Origin of the sequence: Thermosediminibacter oceani DSM 16646, from assembly GCF_000144645.1 — a bacterium.
GTDB lineage: Bacteria > Bacillota > Thermosediminibacteria > Thermosediminibacterales > Thermosediminibacteraceae > Thermosediminibacter > Thermosediminibacter oceani.
The window spans coordinates 1,466,725-1,483,410 of sequence record NC_014377.1 but is presented as its reverse complement, the minus strand read 5'-3'; the positions used below and the strand labels follow the sequence as shown (position 1 = coordinate 1,483,410).

Sequence of the window (16,686 nt, the reverse complement as noted above, 5' to 3'; positions counted from 1 at the left end):
ATGGCTATGAGGGAAAATAATTTAAACGGCAATATGAAGATCAGCGAAGAGGAAAAAGAGCGCATCCGGAAGATACTTGCACTGCTTGAGGAGTCTTATCCGAACGCTACTACGGCCCTGCGGTACGAAAACCCGTTCCAGCTTTTGGTGGCTACGATCCTTTCAGCCCAGTGCACCGATAGGCGGGTTAATCAGGTGACGGCCAGGCTTTTTAAAAAATACAAGGGGCCGGAAGACTTTGCCCGTGCCGAGCGGCATGAACTGGAGGAAGACATAAAGGAATGCGGCCTTTTCAGGAGCAAGAGCAAAAACATAATCGAGACCTCCCGCATTATCGTGGAAAAATACGGTGGCCGCGTTCCGGATGAATTTGAGGAGCTCATTAAACTACCAGGGGTTGGCCGTAAGACAGCCAACGTAATCCTGGCCAACGCCTTCGGGAAACCGGCCTTTGCGGTGGATACCCATGTATTCAGGGTGGCCAGGCGACTGGGGTTTTCCGACGGAAAGGATCCCCTGGGTGTTGAAAAGGACCTGACAGCAAAGGTACCGAGGGAATACTGGATAAAGGCCCATCACTGGCTCATCAACCACGGACGGCGCGTCTGTACGGCCAGAAAACCAAAATGTGAAAATTGCGTTCTGAAAGATTCATGCCGCTATTATACTTATGAATACAATAGAAATGGGTCTTGATCTGCTGTAACAGTGGGTTCCCTGCTATTATGTATGAAAAGAAGGGAGAGGGGTTTCCGTGGATTACAAAAAATACGTATCGGAAGGCGTTAAAAAAGTCCGAATTTCCACCATAAGGCATTTTTTTAATCTGGTAAACCAGATGCCTGAAGCAATATCCCTATGCATAGGAGAGCCCGATTTTGTCACTCCTTCCCACATAAGCGGTGCGGCCAAAAGGGCTCTCGACGAGGGAAAAACCTCCTACACTCCCAATCCCGGCCTGATGGAACTTCGCCGCGAGATAGCTGATTATCTAAAACGCCGTTTCGGGCTTCAGTACTCTCCGGAAACGGAAATAATAGTCACAATTGGTGCCAGTGAAGCCATCGACGTGGCAATTAGGACGTTGTTAAACCCTGAGGACGAAGTGCTTATTCCCGAACCCTCTTTTGTGGCGTATAAACCCTGCACGATTCTCGCAGGGGGCAGGCCGGTTTTTGTGCCTACGTACCAGGAAGACGAATTCACCCTGAAACCCGATATACTGGAAAGGTACATAACTCCCAGGTCAAAGGTACTGATACTGAACTATCCCAATAACCCAACGGGAGCGGTGATGAGCCGCAAACAGTTGGAAGACATCGCCCGAATTGTCGAAAAGCACGATCTCATCGTTGTTACCGATGAGATATACGCAGAGCTCACTTACGGCGTCGAGCATACGGCTTTTGCGACGATTCCGGGGATGCGCGAGAGAACGGTGACGATAAACGGCTTTTCAAAGGCCTATGCGATGACCGGCTGGAGGCTGGGATACATTGCGGCTCCCGAGGGCCTGGCGTCAGAGATGCTCAAAGTCCACCAGTACAGCGTCACCTGCGCTCCCACCATGGGACAGTATGCCGCGATAGAAGCTCTGAGAAACGGTGACGCCGATATAGAGCTGATGCGCAGCGAGTATGACAAAAGGCGGATTTTTCTTTTGAACAGCCTGAAAAATATGGGTCTCGAGTGCTTCGAGCCGAAGGGCGCCTTTTACATTTTCCCGTCTATAAAAAATACCGGCCTTTCGTCGGAGGAATTCGCCGAGAGGCTCCTGAAGGAGAAAAAGGTGGCAGTGGTCCCCGGCAGCGCCTTCGGGGAGACCGGCCAGGGCTTTATAAGAATAGCCTATGCCACATCGATGGCAAACCTCGAAGAGGCAGTAGATAGAATCGATGCTTTTTTGAAAGAAATAAAATACCGGCCTTAAACGGCCGGTACAGCTTGTAGACAAAGCCGCTTTTAGGATGCATAACCTAAAAGCGGCTTTTTGTTGAAGGCGAAGAAAATTTTTAAGAAAAACGAATGTAAAGCGGGGACTGTTGGCGGAAACGTTCCCCGTCTTTTCTTCCATAAAGCCAGCTTTTTTAAATTCATGCATGCGAAAAGAAGCGTGAGGTAATGTCCAACTTTCCTCAAGCCTCGTAGATTTGTATAGCGCATGCCATGCTTTTCCTTCGCATCGGCAAATACCCGCTCGATGGTCTGGCCGCGCATTTTGTATAGTTCTTTACCCCATTGGGTGTGTCTTATATCTTCCGCTATTTCTATGTAATGCTCCCATATATGCCGAGTTATGATTTTTGTGTAATTTTTACTTTTGGTGCACTGTAGGCGCATGGGACATTTACAGCATATTTGGGGGTTGCTCCTATATTCCCGGTATCCCGCCCGGTTGGTGGTGCTGTATTCTAATATTTGGTTGTTGGGGCATATGTAACAATCATAATATTCGTCATAGACGTATTCGCGTTTTTTAAAGTAGCCATCTTTGGTCATCGGCCTCTTGTAGGGCATAACGGGAAGCGCTCCTGCCTCAATGATTTCTCTGCATATCCCGGGGGTTTTGTAGCCTGCATCAACCACTACCGCCTCTATTTTAGAAAATTTATCGTTTACTTCTTGAAATAAATGGGAGAATACCTGGCTGTCATGAACATTTCCAGGTGCTATTTTGACACCAAGGACAAAGTTGTTCCGGTCACAGGCTACAGAAGCTGTGTAGGCAAAGCAGCGCTCTTTTTCCCCTTTTTGAAACATCCCACTTTCAGGATCTGTGGTGCTTACCCTGACTTTTTTAGAGCTATTTTCTCCTTTGTTGTTATCGTCATCATCATCTTCTTCTTCAAAGGGCTTTTTACCGTTTGCTTCCCGTTCGGCGTTGATTTCTTTTAAAAGTTCTTCCTTATATTTTTGAGTCCGTTGCTTAGCGACTTTCTCGATATATTTATTCTTATTGGCACTGGCTTTTATGTGAGTAGCATCGATAAATACTGCATCTGTTTTAACAAACCCGCATTCTATTGCTTCCATCAACACCCGCTCGAATATCTTTTCAAATAGATCACTTTCCTTAAACCGCCGTTCATAGTTTTTTCCAAAAGTTGTTTTTTGCAAGAGGAAATTCCCCATTTTTGCAAAGGTTTTTCCCCAGGCACCGGTGGGGAATTTTTATGTTAACTTAATTGCCTCATGAGTGATTGCCTCATCCGGTAGCTTTGACCATCAAAGATCAATAGGTAACTGTGGTGTATTAGCCGGTCAATCATTGCTGCTGTCATCTGCTCATCGTAGAAAATGCTCGCCCAGCGGCTGAATTCCAGGTTAGTGGTAATTACTACACTGCGACGTTCATAGCAGTCCGAAATCACCTGAAAAAGTAGCTGCGCTCCTTCGCGGTCCAAAGGAACATAGCCCCATTCGTCGCAGATCAGAAGATCTGGTTTGGAAAGCTGTTTCAGTAACCCGGAAAGTTCACCTCCCTTCCGGGCTTCCACCAGCCGGTTTACCAGCGCTGCAGTGCGGAAAAACTTTACGTTGTAGCCTTTTTTACAGGCCTCCACACCGATGGCGGTGGCAAGATGGGTTTTGCCGGTTCCCACGTTGCCGTAAAGGATCAGGTTTTTCTTTTCTTCGAGAAATTTGCAATCTTTTAGGTCCTGCGGTGTAAGCCCCTGCGGGAGTTTGATTTCATCGAATATGTAGCCGGCAAAGGTCTTTATCGTGTAAAAGCCCGCATTTTTCAAAAGCCTGTCCTTTCGGCTTGCGTCTCTGTGCTCCAGTTCTAATCTTAGCAGCTTCAGCAGGTATTCTTCATGGCTTTGAGCCTCGATCTTGTCGCAGTTTTCCACTAGATTGCGGCTGAGTTTTAATGCTTTACAGCAGGCGGGCGATTTCGTCCTTCAGCATAAATTGGCACCGCCTTTCAGAAAGGCTTTGTCATAGTCTTCTGCATTGAAGCGGAATGCAGTGAGTTCAGGAACCCCTTCCGGAATCTTTACCGGCTCCAACTGCGGGGTTATACCCGTTATCCTGTTATGGATGGCTACGAGGCTGTCTAAATCCTGCACTCCGTAAAGGAGAGCCTCGGCTACAGCGTTCACAGCCTGTTCAAAACTGCTTTTGGTACAAAGCACAGCCAAAGCCTTGAGCGCTTTGCCGCGCTCACTTTTGCTTAAGCCGTCGAGGTATTCCCGGAGTGGGTCCGGCAGCATGCTGTATATTCCCGAATACTTAAGGGCTCCCGGACAGCGGGAAAGCTGGGTAAGATATGGCAGCCAGTCCATGCTTTCTTGCTTGTTGTCCCCGTAAAGCCGCCGGTGGCGCACGATTTCCCGGTGGCTCTCATCCAGCGGTATGACCTCATGGGCTGTTATCTTTACAAGCACCCGGCTGTTGGCGTATTTGGGGGCGGTAGAGTATAGGTGCTTTCCACCGTTCAAGCTGAATTTGGCGTAGGCGTTGGTTTTGACTGTTATGTAACCGGCTACCTCGTAAGGAACGGTAGGCAGCTCAAGCAGAGCCTTACGGTCTTCATTAAAAAGTTCGGCTATGGATGCCTCCTTCCGGTAGTGTTCGCGGTGCATGTCCCGGTCGCACAATCGTAAAAGTTCGCGGTTAAAATCCTCCAGCTTTTCAAACCTGGGGACCGGGACAAGGAAGTTGCGCCGGTGGTATCCCACCTTGTTTTCCACATTACCCTTTTCATGGCCGGAAGCAGGGTTACAGAATACCGCTTCAAAACCATAGTGCTGCTTGAACCTCAGGAAGGCGTCGGTTAGTTTGCGCTCTCCATTTTTCGAGAGTTTCACGATAGTGCTGGCGTTATCAAACCATAGCTTACGGGGTACTCCCCCCAAGTGTTCAAATATGTCCTTAAGTCCCTGAAACAGGCATTCCTGGTTTTCTCCCTTGAAAAGCTGGGTATATCCTACGTTACTGTAGGGAAACGACAGGTTCAGATAAAATCCGTGATGCAGCGTCCCGTTTTCGTAAAAGTCTGCCTCACCGAAATCCACCTGCGCTTCACCCGGGATATGTTCCAGCGGCAGACGACATGAGTTGTCCTGGTACAATTCTTTTTTTCTCATGGCTACGTAGCCTGCTACGGTGCGGTAAGAACAGTTAAACTTATCTTGGTATTTTTCACAGAGCCTGTCATAAATCCTTTTGGCGGTATGCCTCTGCTTTTTGCGAGCTTTTTTATCTTCTTCAAGCCACTGATCTATATCCGCCTTGAAAGGGTCGAGTTTTGGGAAGGTATGTTTAACTTCTTCAACTTTAACCCTGGTGTTCCAGTCTTCTTGATAAATATACTTGCGTATAGTTTTTCGGTCTTTTTGGAATTCCCGGGCTATCTCGCTGATATTTTGCCCTTTCATAAAGAACGCTTTTCTGATATTATCAATATGGGTCATTGTGAGCATCCTCCAATCCTCCCTTGCAGTTAAGATTTCCCTAACTACAAGGGTAAAGGTTTTTAGGGGTGCCTGCAATGACCTTTGCAAATTTGGGGATTTTTGAGTTGCAAAAGTGGGGATTTTATTTTGCAACTCTGTCCATTTTAATTATGCAATAAACATCCATAGCCTAAAAACCAACGGTAAGCTACATTGACTTCTACTTCTCTGATGGTTTGGCGCATGGAGCGGATTCCATACAATGCTTGGAGCATGAGTAGCTTAATTAACACTACCGGGTCAATACTAGGTCTTCCTGTATTTTCGCTATATAGGTCTTTTACTTCTTCATATATGAAACTAAAGTCGATGCTTTCTTCTACAGCTCTAAGGAGATGGTCTTGAGGCACCAGGCTATCGATGCTTACTAATTCTACTTGCTTTATTATTTCTCTATTTTTCTTCGTTAACATTTCATCGCCCCACAATATTTTTGTATCTTCTTTAATTTTACTAAAAAGCTGATGATTTTTGTACTACCTTTTGCAAAAAAAGACTGTCGACAGTTACTTTGTCGACAGTCTGTACCGGCCTTAAATGGCCGGTATTTTACTTAAGTAACGTACGATATCGACAGTATATGCTAAAAATGTTCGGAAAAAATGTTGATTATTGAAGGGATATATGATATTATGTAAGTAATATTATGAACAAATTTAATATAAGAGCAAGTCCCTTATATAATTCCAGGAATAGGGCCTGGAAGTCTCTACCGGGCGGCCGTAAACCGCCCTGGCTATAAGGGTTGGCCGGTTATTACCCTGAACCCAAATGGCTTTTTAGGTAGAGATTTCCATCTCTACCTTTTATTTTTACATAACGATGGGGGTAGAACATGGGTAATGAAAAGATTGCAATTTTGATAGGCAGCGATTCCGACTACGGTGTTATGAAGGATGCTCTGAATATTTTAAGGAATTTCGGGGTGGAATTTGAGGTATCGGTGATTTCGGCTCACCGCACCCCCGAGCGGGTGATTGAATTTGCAAAAAACGCCGAGACCCAGGGTTTCAGCGCGGTTATCGCCGGAGCGGGAAAGGCGGCCCACCTGCCTGGCGTTATAGCCGCCCTTACCACGCTTCCGGTCATAGGGGTTCCGATAAAGTCAAGCGCCCTTGAAGGCTTGGATGCCCTGCTTTCAATAGTGCAGATGCCACCTGGTGTACCGGTGGCTACCGTGGCAATCGACGGAGCGAAGAACGCGGCGCTGCTGGCTGTGGAAATAATGGCCTTGAATGACCCGGACTTGAAGGCAAAGCTTAAAGAATACAGGGAGAGCCTGGCCCGGGAAGTGATGGAAAAAGATGAAAGAATAAAGGGTGAGGTGAAAAATCCGTGAAAAAAACTGCAATGATATACGAAGGCAAGGCAAAAAAAGTGTACCGAACCGACGATGATAAGCTTTTCGTGATGGAATTCAAGGACGATGCCACGGCTTTCAACGGACAAAAGAGGGGGACCATCCGGGACAAAGGCGAGCTAAACAATAAAATTTCGGCGGTGTTATTCGAGATTCTCGAAAAAAACGGCATAAAAACCCACTTTGTAAAGCTTTTGAGTGATAGAGAAATGCTGGTAAAAGCTGTAAAAATCCTACCGCTGGAGGTTATCGTGAGAAACATCGCAGCCGGAAGCATGGCGAAAAGACTTGGCTTAGAAGAAGGATTGGAGCTCAAAAGGCCGGTGCTAGAATTCTGTTATAAGAGTGACGAGCTTGGAGATCCCATGATAAACGCTTACCACGTCCTGGCGATGGACCTGGCCGCCGAAGATGAGATCAGATTCATCGAAGAAACCTCTTTAAGAGTCAACGAGATTTTAAAGGAATACCTCATAAAAAAGGGCATCGTCCTGGTGGATTTTAAGCTGGAATTCGGGAGATTCGACGGCGAAATACTCCTGGCCGATGAAATATCCCCCGATACGTGCCGCTTCTGGGATGCAAAGACCAGGGAAAAACTGGATAAGGACCGCTTCCGCAGGGATCTTGGCGGGGTAGAGGAAGCCTATAGGGAGATACTGAGCAGGGTAAAAGTATGAAAATTTTATAGCATGGTAGCGGCCAAGACACGAAGGCACTGGGCTGTTACCCCTAAAATTAAAATCGATGGAGGAATTATGATGTATCTTGCAAGAATTCACGTGAGGTTTAAGCCCGGCGTGCTCGACCCGCAGGGCGCAGCGATCTTGGGGGCTTTAAATCACCTGGGGTTCGAGGGAGTGAAAAGCGCGCGCACCGGAAAGATGATAGAAATAACTTTAGAAGCTGAGGACAGGAGTGCCGCGGGCCGGACCGTTCGGGAGATGTGTGAGAAGCTCCTGGCGAATCCGGTTATCGAGGACTTCACTTTTGAGATAGCGGAGGAAAACTTATGAAGTGCGCCGTTATCGTTTTTCCCGGCTCAAACTGCGATATCGACTGCTATCACGTGTGGAGGAACGTCCTGGGGCAGCCCGCCGAGTATGTATTTCACAAAGATCGCTTCTCACCGGACGATTTTGATCTGATAATACTGCCGGGGGGCTTCTCCTACGGAGATTACCTCAGGGTCGGGGCGATTGCCAGGTTTTCGCCGGCCATGGCCAGCGTCTACAGGGCGGCCGAAAAAGGAAAGCTGATTCTGGGTATATGCAACGGGTTTCAGATCCTCCTGGAGTCCGGCCTTCTGCCCGGAGCCATGATGAGAAACGGGGATCTTAAATTTCACTGCCACGATGTATACCTGAAAGTGGAGACCGTGGATACGCCCTTTACGAACCTGTACAGGCGGGGTGAGGTAGTAAGAATGCCCATAGCCCACGGGGAGGGCAATTACTACGCCGGCAGGGAAACTATAGAAAGGTTGAAGGCCGAAGGCAGGATCGCGTTCTACTACTGCGACAGGCACGGTATGCTGACCGATGATGCCAACCCCAACGGTTCCCTCGAAAACATTGCCGGTATACTCAATGAAGGTAAGAATATACTCGGAATGATGCCCCATCCGGAGCGCTGTGCCGAAGAGATCCTGGGCAATACCGACGGCAGAAAACTCTTCGAGTCGATCCTGGAATACTTCGAGGGGAGGGTAAAGAGTGGCAGGCAGGGATAATGCAAAAAAACTGGGCCTAACGGACCGCGAATACGATGAAATCGTAAAGACGCTGGGTCGGGAGCCCAACAACGTGGAACTGGGCATGTACAGCGTCATGTGGTCCGAGCACTGCAGCTATAAAAATTCCAGGCCGGTGCTGAAACGGTTTCCCGTCAAAGGGACTCACGTGCTCCAGGGGCCGGGTGAGAATGCCGGCATCGTCGATATAGGCGATAATCTGGCGGTGGTTATGAAGATTGAAAGTCACAACCATCCATCGGCGGTGGAGCCCTATCAGGGCGCCGCCACCGGGGTGGGAGGAATAATCCGCGACATATTCGCAATGGGAGCAAGGCCGGTAGCCCTGCTGGATTCCCTGAGATTCGGGGAACCGGACAACCCCGGGGTCAAATATCTTTTGAAAGGCGTGGTTTCGGGCATAGCCGATTACGGCAACTGCATGGGAATCCCCACCGTAGGCGGTGAAGTTTATTTCAACGAAGCGTATAGAGACAATCCTCTGGTCAACGCCATGTGCGTGGGAATAATCCGCCACGAAGAAATCGTCAGGGGAAGAGCTGCAGGCGTGGGCAATTCGGTGATGCTGGTGGGTTCGGCCACGGGCCGGGACGGCATCCACGGGGCCAGTTTCGCCTCCGAAGAGCTTTCGGAGGATTCCACCTCGAAGCGGCCGTCGGTACAGGTGGGAGATCCGTTTATGGAAAAGCTGCTTCTGGAGGCCTGCCTTGAACTGCGGAAGAACAGGTGGGTTGTAGGGATACAGGACCTGGGCGCTGCTGGCCTGACTTGTGCCTGTTCGGAGACGGCCGCCAGGGCGGGCACGGGTATAGAGCTGGACGTAGCCCTGGTTCCCAGGCGGGAGGAAGGGATGACGCCGTATGAAGTAATGCTTTCGGAATCCCAGGAGCGCATGCTGGTCATCGTGGAGAAGGGGCATGAAGAGGATGTACAAAAGATCTTCGAAAAATGGGACCTGCACGCCGTAAAAATAGGCACGGTGACCGGCGACGGTATGCTGAGGGTGCTGGAAAACGGCCGGGTGGTAGCCGAAGTTCCGGCCAAGTCTCTGGCGGAGGGTGCGCCGGTGATCAAGCGGGAAGGCAGGAGGCCGGCTTATATGGACAATACGGATATAGATTACTCCAGGCTGGAAATGCCCTCAGACCTGAATGAGGTGTTGTTGAGGCTTCTTGCATCTCCAAATATCGCGAGCAAAGCTTGGGTTTACCGGCAGTACGACCACACCGTCCGCGCGGATACGGTTGTACCCCCCGGTTCCGACGCGGCCGTGCTCAGGATAAAAGGCACCCGCAAGGGAATCGCATTGACGACGGACTGCAACGGACTTTACTGCTACCTGGATCCTTACGAGGGAGGCAAGCAAGCGGTGGCCGAAGCCGCACGAAATCTGGTGGTGAGCGGCGCCCGACCTTTAGCCGTAACCGACTGCCTTAATTTCGGCAACCCGGAAAAACCCGAGATATTTTACCAGTTCGAAAAATGCATAGACGGTATTTCCGATGCAGCAAAAGCCCTAGGCACCCCGGTTATAAGCGGCAACGTGAGCTTTTACAATGAGACGAAAGAAAGGACCGTTTTCCCGACTCCCGTGGTGGGTATGGTCGGGCTGCTGGAAGACGTGGAAAGGCGTTGCACCATGGCCTTTAAAAAAGAAGGCGATGTAGTGGTTCTATTAGGCACTAATACCGGCGAACTCGGCGCCTCCGAATACCTGAAGCAAATTTTCGGAATCCAGGGAGGCAGGCCTCCGAGGGTCGACCTGGAGAGGGAGAAAAGGGTACAGCAGTGCTGCCTGAAGGCCATTGAACTGGGGCTTCTGAGCTCAGCCCACGACATATCCGAAGGAGGGCTTGCCGTTGCGCTGGCCGAAAGCTGTATAGCCGGCGGCCTGGGGTTTAAAGGTGAGATTCATACCGGTTTCAGGGCTGACGCCCTGCTTTTCGGTGAAGGTCAGTCGAGGATAATAGCAAGTCTGCCGGAAAAAAACCTTTCAACTTTAAAAGAGCTGGCAGAGGAATTGCGTGTCGAAATCACCGTGCTGGGGTTTGTTTACCCGGAGCGCATGGATATAACGGTCAAAAACGGTGGAAGTATTGCAGGTATGGTAAGCCTTTGCCTTGAGAAGATGGCCTCTGCGTGGTGCGATTCGATAAAGCGGAAGGTTGAAAAATGATGGAGGACAAACTCAAGGAAGCGTGCGGAGTTTTTGGAATATATTCGGATCATGAGGACCCTGCGATAGGCAGGACAGTATACTACGGCCTTTACGCATTACAGCACAGGGGACAGGAGAGCGCCGGCATTGCCGTCAGTTCCGGGAAGGGTATCAGTTGCCACAGGGGTCTGGGACTCGTGTCCGAAGTGTTCAGCGAAAAGATTCTCGACAGCCTTTCGGGATACATAGCCATCGGGCATGTGCGGTACTCCACTACGGGGGCCAACACGCTGAACAACGCCCAGCCCCTGGTGGTGAAGTACGGGAAGGGGGCACTGGCGGTGGCTCACAACGGTAATCTGGTCAATGCGACCGATATCAGGCGGGAGCTTGAAGAGAGCGGTGCCGTGTTCCAGAGTACCGTTGACAGCGAGGTCATCGCCTTCCTCATAGCCGGGGAAGCTTCCGGGGATCTTATAAGAGCAGTAAAGGGCTGCATGGACCGAATCAGGGGGTCGTATGCTCTGGCTATAATGACCGAAGACAGCCTCATAGGTGTGCGGGACCCCCACGGTTTGCGCCCCCTGGGCTTGGGGAGGTACAACGGCTCCTACATTATTTCCTCCGAAAGCTGCGCCTTTGACACTATCGGGGCTGAATTCGTAAGGGATATAGAGCCGGGAGAGATCGTGATAATAAACAGGGACGGCTTAAGGAGCGTAAGGTATGAGGGCCCTGCAAGGCGTTCCCTTTGCATCTTCGAGTTCGTCTATTTTGCCCGGCCGGACAGTACCATAGACGGGGTAAACGTACACACGGCCCGCTGGGAGGCCGGGAAAAATCTTGCCGTTGAACATCCGGCCGATGCGGACCTGGTCATAAGCGTGCCTGACTCCGGCAATGTGGCAGCTATGGGTTTTGCCGCTGCCTCGGGTATACCCTTTGGATTTGGTTTGATCAAAAACAGGTATATAGGCAGGACCTTCATACAGCCGAGCCAGCGGTTGAGGAACTTGGGGGTGAGGTTAAAGCTCAGCGCCCTGAAGGATGTAATAAAGGGCAAGCGCCTGGTCCTGGTAGACGATTCGATAGTAAGGGGTACTACCAGCGGCCAGATTGTAAGGATGCTGAAAGACGCCGGAGCAAAAGAGGTCCACGTTAGGGTTAGCTCTCCTCCCATAGGTTTTTCGTGTTATTTCGGCATAGATACGTCCTCCCGCAGGGAACTCATAGCTGCCAGCTACACCGTGGATGAAATAAGAAAGTTCATAGGCGCCGACAGCCTTGGGTATCTCAGCCTTGAAGGGCTCATAAAATCCACCGGGCTCGGTGCGGATAATTTATGCACCGGCTGCTTTTCCGGTGATTACCCGCTCCAGGTACCCGGGGAAGGCAAGAAGTATTTATTTGAAAAACGTTAGGAGAGATGGCTTATGGATGAAAAGATGACATACAGGGAAGCCGGGGTGGATGTGGATGAGGGCAACAGGGCCGTAAAACTAATAAAACCTCAAATCGAGTCAACCCATAGATGCGGGGTACTGGGAGACATCGGCGGCTTCGGAGGTTTCTTCGAGCTCGACGTGGGAAAGTACCGGCGGCCGGTCCTGGTGTCGGGGGCGGACGGAGTGGGAACCAAACTCAAAATAGCTTTTATGATGGACAAACACGACACCGTAGGCATCGATTGCGTGGCCATGTGCGTCAACGACATACTGGTCCACGGCGCCGAGCCGTTGTTTTTCCTGGACTATATCGCCACCGGGAGACTTGAACCCGAAAAGATCGCGGACATCGTGAAAGGCGTCGCTCAGGGCTGCAGGGAAGCCGGGTGCGCCCTTATTGGTGGCGAAACTGCCGAGATGCCCGGGTTTTACGGCGACAACGAGTACGACCTGGCCGGTTTTGCCGTGGGAGTGGTGAATAAAGACAGGATAATCGACGGGTCGAAGATAAAAGAGAAAGATATAGTCTTGGGCATAGCTTCGTCGGGACTGCACAGCAACGGCTATTCGCTGGCGAGAAAAATACTTTTTGACCGGGGAGGCCTTACCGTAAACACCTACATTGATGAACTTGGGCGGACCGTCGGCGAAGAACTCCTGACACCGACGAGAATTTACGCTGCTATCGTTAGGGAACTTGAGGGACTGGAAATCCACGGTATGGCCCACATAACCGGAGGCGGTTTTATCGACAACCTGCCCCGCATCCTGCCCGGAGGACTGGAGTTCAGGATAAACGAAGGGTCCTGGGATATCCCCCCGGTATTTTCGATCCTTCAGAAGATGGGAAATGTGGAGAAAGCGGAGATGTACAGGACTTTCAACATGGGTATAGGTTTTGTCGTCGTGGCACCGGAAGAGGAAGCCGATAAAGTCATTAAATTATGCCGTAACCGGGGATTGAAAGCCTGGAACATAGGTGAAATATGCAGGGGTGAAGGCGGGGTGGTATTTTGCCGGCGTTAAAGCTTGGAGTTCTGGTTTCGGGAAACGGGACCAACCTTCAGGCGATAATAGACAGTATTAAATCGGGATACTTAAAGGCCGCCGTCGAGGTGGTCGTATCCAGCAGGGACGGGGTGTACGCCCTGGAAAGGGCGAAAAACTGCGGCATAAGGACCTTTGTCGTTCGTCCAGAGGATCACGGTCGTGCCGAAGAGTATGAAGAAGAGATGATCAAGTTGCTAAATTGGGCCGGAGTGGATCTCGTGGTGCTGGCCGGTTTCATAAAGGTGCTATCCCCCCGTTTCGTTAGGGCCTTTTCAGGGAGGATAATCAACATTCACCCCTCGCTAATACCATCCTTCTGCGGCAAGGGTTTCTACGGCATTCGGGTGCACAGGGCAGTTCTGGAGTACGGGGTCAAGGTGACCGGCGCGACTGTCCATTTCGTGGACGAGGGAACCGATACGGGGCCAATCATTCTCCAGAAGGCCGTAGCGGTGGAAGACGACGATACCCCCGAAAGTCTGGCTGCCAGGGTGTTGAAAGTCGAACACGAGCTCCTGCCCGAAGCCATAAAGCTCTACGCAGAAAACAGGCTTCAGGTGGCGGGCAGGAGGGTTTTGATAAGGAAGGAGGAGCTTTGATGATCAGGCGGGCTTTGATATCCGTATCGGATAAAACCGGTGTTGTGGATTTTGCCAGAGGCCTTTTAGAAATGGGCGTGGAAATAATCTCCACCGGAGGGACCGCAAAAACTCTTGAAGAAAACGGCGTCAAAGTTACGCCGGTATCGGAAGTGACCGGTTTTCCAGAAATACTCGACGGTAGGGTCAAGACCCTTCACCCCAAAATCCACGGCGCTATACTGGCCATCCGGAATAAGGATATACATTTAAAGGAAATTGAAGAGCTCGGCATTCAGCCAATAGATCTGGTGGCCGTAAATCTTTACCCTTTCAAGCAAACCATCGAAAAGCCCGGCGTCACCTTGGACGAAGCCGTTGAAAATATAGATATAGGCGGGCCGGCCATGCTGCGCTCAGCCGCCAAAAACCACGAGCACGTTATAGTGGTATGCGATCCGGAGGATTACCCGGCGGTGCTTGAGCAACTGAGGAAGAAAGGGGACGTCGACGGCAGTTTTCGCAGGCAGCTGGCTCTCAAGGCCTTCGAATATACCGCCCATTACGATGCTGTGATTTCGGACTATCTAAGGCGTACCGTTGAGGGAGAGGAAAAAGGAAGAACTCAAAGCATTTTTCCCAAAAACCTTACGCTTGCTTTTGAAAAGTTGCAGGATCTCAGGTACGGGGAAAATCCCCACCAGATGGCGGCCCTTTACAAGGATATGAGGGATACCGGCACCATCGCCGGGGCGAAGCAGCTGTCCGGCAAGGAACTTTCCTTTAACAACATAAACGACGCCGACGCAGCTCTGGCGCTGGTCCTGGAATTTGAAGAACCCTGTGCCGTGGCGGTAAAGCATACGAATCCCTGCGGAGCCGCCTGCGGCGCTGACCTGCGCGAAGCCTATTTAAAGGCATACGCCGCCGATCCGGTCTCCATTTTCGGCGGGATCGTGGCGCTGAACCGGCCCGTTGATGCGGCGACAGCTGAAGAACTTTTAAAGATATTCCTGGAAATCGTAATAGCTCCCGGGTTCAACCAGGACGCCCTTGAAATCCTGAAGGCCAGGAAAAACCTGAGGCTTCTTCAAGTGGATATGGCGGGAAAGAAAAACCGCGGCTGGGACCTCAAAAGGGTAAGCGGCGGCCTGCTGGTCCAGGAACCAGACGTAAAGGACTTTGACGAAAAAGACCTTAAAGTTGTAACCAAGAGGCCGCCCACCGAAACGGAAATGAGGGATCTTCTGTTTGCCTGGAAGGTGGTAAAACACGTTAAATCCAACGCCATAGTGCTGGCGAAAGACAGGACCACCGTGGGAATGGGAATGGGTCAGGTAAACCGAATATGGCCTACCCGGCAGAGCATAGCTCAGGCAGGCGAAAGGGCAAGAGGTGCCGTACTGGCTTCGGATGCCTTCTTCCCCTTCCCGGACGTGGTGGAAGCCGCGGCAGCAGCCGGAATTACCGCTATCATTCAGCCGGGAGGTTCCGTTAGGGACGAGGAATCCATCAGAGCTGCCGATGAAAGAGGCATTGCAATTGTATTCACCGGCGTAAGGCATTTCAAGCACTGAAAGAGGGGGAATATAAGAATGAAGGTGCTGGTAGTTGGCGGCGGCGGCAGGGAACATGCCCTGGTCTGGAAGATAGCCCAAAGCCCCAGGGTAAAGAAGATCTTTTGTTTACCGGGCAATGCGGGCATAGCGGCGCTGGCCCAATGCGTTGATATAAAGGCCGAAGACGTAAAAGGCCTTGCCGGTTTTGCCCAGAAGCAGGGCATCGACCTTACCGTTGTGGGCCCGGAAGCTCCGCTGGTTGCGGGTATAGTCGATGAGTTCGAGAAGCGGGGGCTCAGGATATTCGGACCTTCTAAGGCCGCCGCAAGAATCGAGGGCAGCAAAGTGTTTGCCAAGGAACTAATGAAAAAATACGGCATCCCTACGGCGGACTACCGGGTTTTCGACGATCCCGAGGAAGCGGGCCGGTATATAAGGGAGGCTGAAACTCCGCTGGTGATAAAAGCCGAAGGTCTTGCCGCCGGCAAGGGTGTTATGGTGGCCCGGGAAAGGGAAGAAGCTCTTGACGCCGTGAAGTCGATAATGAAAGACGGGATTTTCGGCGATTCCGGCAGGAGGGTGGTTATCGAGGAGTTTCTGGAAGGACGCGAGGTGACGGTGTTAGCTTTTTGCGATGGAGTTACTGCCGTGCCCATGGAGTGCAGCAGGGATTACAAGAGGGCTTACGACAAAGATCGCGGACCGAATACCGGTGGTATGGGGGCCGTCTCTCCAGCGCATTATTATACTCCCGATGTTTCGGAATACGTGAATAAAAATATAATCCAAAAAACCCTCGAAGCCATGCGCCTGGAAGGCATTCCCTTCAAAGGGGTGCTCTATGCGGGCCTCATGCTGACTTCTAAAGGTCCGAAGGTGCTTGAATTCAACTGCAGGTTCGGCGATCCGGAGACCCAGGTGGTGGTACCCAGGTTGAAAACCGACCTGGTCGACGTTATAGAAGCCGTTATTGAAGGCAGGCTTTCCGAATGCAATATAAATTGGACCGGTGAAAAGGCCGTCTGCGTCGTACTGGCATCGGCGGGCTATCCGGGGGACTACGAAAAAGGGAAGGAAATCGCCGGGATTGAAGATGCCGAAGGGGAAGGTGCGATGGTTTTTCACGCGGGTACAGCTTTAAAGGATGGGAAAATAATCACAGCGGGCGGAAGGGTGCTGGGTGTAACGGCCCTGGGGAGGACAGAGGAAGAGGCAAGGGAAATCGCCTACCGGGCGGTTTCGAGGATCCGCTTTGACGGGATGCATTACAGAAAGGATATAGGACTTTAAAATCGATGTAAAAAAGGAAACCGTTAATTTAAAA

The 16,686-nt window shown here is 50.8% G+C and carries 15 protein-coding genes, 1 pseudogene and 1 riboswitch; of the genes and pseudogenes, 12 read left to right on the top strand and 4 right to left on the bottom strand.

Features of this window, described 5'->3' with window-relative positions; all coding sequences use genetic code 11:
• Positions 1–6: 6 nt before the first annotated feature.
• Together nth and TOCE_RS07600 are read left to right on the top strand one after the other, a co-directional pair.
• Positions 7–696 (top strand): endonuclease III, encoded by a 690-nt coding sequence (nth, locus tag TOCE_RS07605; RefSeq protein WP_013276289.1) that lies wholly within the window; start codon positions 7–9, stop codon positions 694–696.
• 58 nt (positions 697–754) lie between these two features.
• Positions 755–1,930, top strand: a complete 1,176-nt coding sequence (locus tag TOCE_RS07600) for an aminotransferase class I/II-fold pyridoxal phosphate-dependent enzyme (RefSeq protein ID WP_013276288.1) — start codon at positions 755–757, stop codon at positions 1,928–1,930.
• Positions 1,931–1,962: 32 nt separating this feature from the next.
• Here TOCE_RS07600 and TOCE_RS07595 read toward each other — a convergent pair whose 3' ends face one another.
• From TOCE_RS07595 to TOCE_RS07580, 4 genes and pseudogenes are all read right to left on the bottom strand, one after another.
• Entirely contained in the window at positions 1,963–3,117 is a 1,155-nt protein-coding gene (locus TOCE_RS07595; RefSeq protein WP_049817910.1) for an IS1182 family transposase, read from the bottom strand.
• Between the two features lie 59 nt (positions 3,118–3,176).
• Positions 3,177–3,851: an IS21-like element helper ATPase IstB gene (gene istB, locus TOCE_RS07590; RefSeq protein ID WP_013276287.1), complete on the bottom strand. Its 675-nt coding sequence runs from the start codon at positions 3,849–3,851 to the stop codon at positions 3,177–3,179.
• 51 nt (positions 3,852–3,902) lie between these two features.
• On the bottom strand, positions 3,903–5,417 hold the full coding sequence (istA, locus tag TOCE_RS07585) for an IS21 family transposase (protein ID WP_083768520.1): 1,515 nt from the start codon (positions 5,415–5,417) through the stop codon (positions 3,903–3,905).
• 164 nt (positions 5,418–5,581) lie between these two features.
• Positions 5,582–5,872: pseudogene (locus tag TOCE_RS07580) on the bottom strand (transposase); the annotation flags it as partial.
• A gap of 243 nt (positions 5,873–6,115) precedes the next feature.
• Positions 6,116–6,218: riboswitch (purine riboswitch) on the top strand.
• Positions 6,219–6,294: 76 nt separating this feature from the next.
• On the opposite strand from TOCE_RS07580, the gene purE reads away from it, so the two are divergent.
• The 10 genes from purE (at position 6,295) to purD (ending at position 16,652) form a co-directional block, all read left to right on the top strand.
• Positions 6,295–6,798 carry a 5-(carboxyamino)imidazole ribonucleotide mutase gene (gene purE / locus TOCE_RS07575; protein WP_013276286.1) on the top strand — a complete coding sequence of 168 codons (504 nt, stop codon included), beginning with the start codon at positions 6,295–6,297 and terminating at the stop codon, positions 6,796–6,798.
• Positions 6,795–7,499, top strand: coding sequence for a phosphoribosylaminoimidazolesuccinocarboxamide synthase (purC, locus tag TOCE_RS07570; protein WP_013276285.1), 705 nt, complete (start codon positions 6,795–6,797; stop codon positions 7,497–7,499). Before purE ends, purC begins: the two co-directional genes overlap by 4 nt.
• 81 nt (positions 7,500–7,580) lie before the next feature.
• A complete protein-coding gene (purS, locus tag TOCE_RS07565; protein WP_013276284.1) occupies positions 7,581–7,835 on the top strand; it encodes a phosphoribosylformylglycinamidine synthase subunit PurS in 255 nt (84 codons plus the stop codon).
• Positions 7,832–8,551 (top strand): phosphoribosylformylglycinamidine synthase subunit PurQ, encoded by a 720-nt coding sequence (gene purQ, locus TOCE_RS07560; RefSeq protein ID WP_013276283.1) that lies wholly within the window; start codon positions 7,832–7,834, stop codon positions 8,549–8,551. Before purS ends, purQ begins: the two co-directional genes overlap by 4 nt.
• Positions 8,535–10,748: a phosphoribosylformylglycinamidine synthase subunit PurL gene (purL, locus tag TOCE_RS07555; protein WP_013276282.1), complete on the top strand. Its 2,214-nt coding sequence runs from the start codon at positions 8,535–8,537 to the stop codon at positions 10,746–10,748. The genes purQ and purL overlap by 17 nt, the downstream gene beginning before the upstream one ends.
• Positions 10,748–12,151, top strand: a complete 1,404-nt coding sequence (purF, locus tag TOCE_RS07550) for an amidophosphoribosyltransferase (RefSeq protein ID WP_041424156.1) — start codon at positions 10,748–10,750, stop codon at positions 12,149–12,151. The genes purL and purF overlap by 1 nt, the downstream gene beginning before the upstream one ends.
• A 12-nt stretch (positions 12,152–12,163) precedes the next feature.
• On the top strand, positions 12,164–13,201 hold the full coding sequence (gene purM / locus TOCE_RS07545) for a phosphoribosylformylglycinamidine cyclo-ligase (protein ID WP_013276280.1): 1,038 nt from the start codon (positions 12,164–12,166) through the stop codon (positions 13,199–13,201).
• The gene (gene purN, locus TOCE_RS07540; protein WP_013276279.1) at positions 13,189–13,824 is read left to right on the top strand and encodes a phosphoribosylglycinamide formyltransferase; all 636 of its coding nucleotides are present in this window, start codon (positions 13,189–13,191) and stop codon (positions 13,822–13,824) included. The genes purM and purN overlap by 13 nt, the downstream gene beginning before the upstream one ends.
• The gene (gene purH / locus TOCE_RS07535) at positions 13,824–15,380 is read left to right on the top strand and encodes a bifunctional phosphoribosylaminoimidazolecarboxamide formyltransferase/IMP cyclohydrolase (protein WP_013276278.1); all 1,557 of its coding nucleotides are present in this window, start codon (positions 13,824–13,826) and stop codon (positions 15,378–15,380) included. Before purN ends, purH begins: the two co-directional genes overlap by 1 nt.
• An 18-nt stretch (positions 15,381–15,398) precedes the next feature.
• Positions 15,399–16,652 (top strand): phosphoribosylamine--glycine ligase, encoded by a 1,254-nt coding sequence (gene purD / locus TOCE_RS07530; protein ID WP_013276277.1) that lies wholly within the window; start codon positions 15,399–15,401, stop codon positions 16,650–16,652.
• The last annotated feature ends 34 nt before the right edge of the window (positions 16,653–16,686 follow it).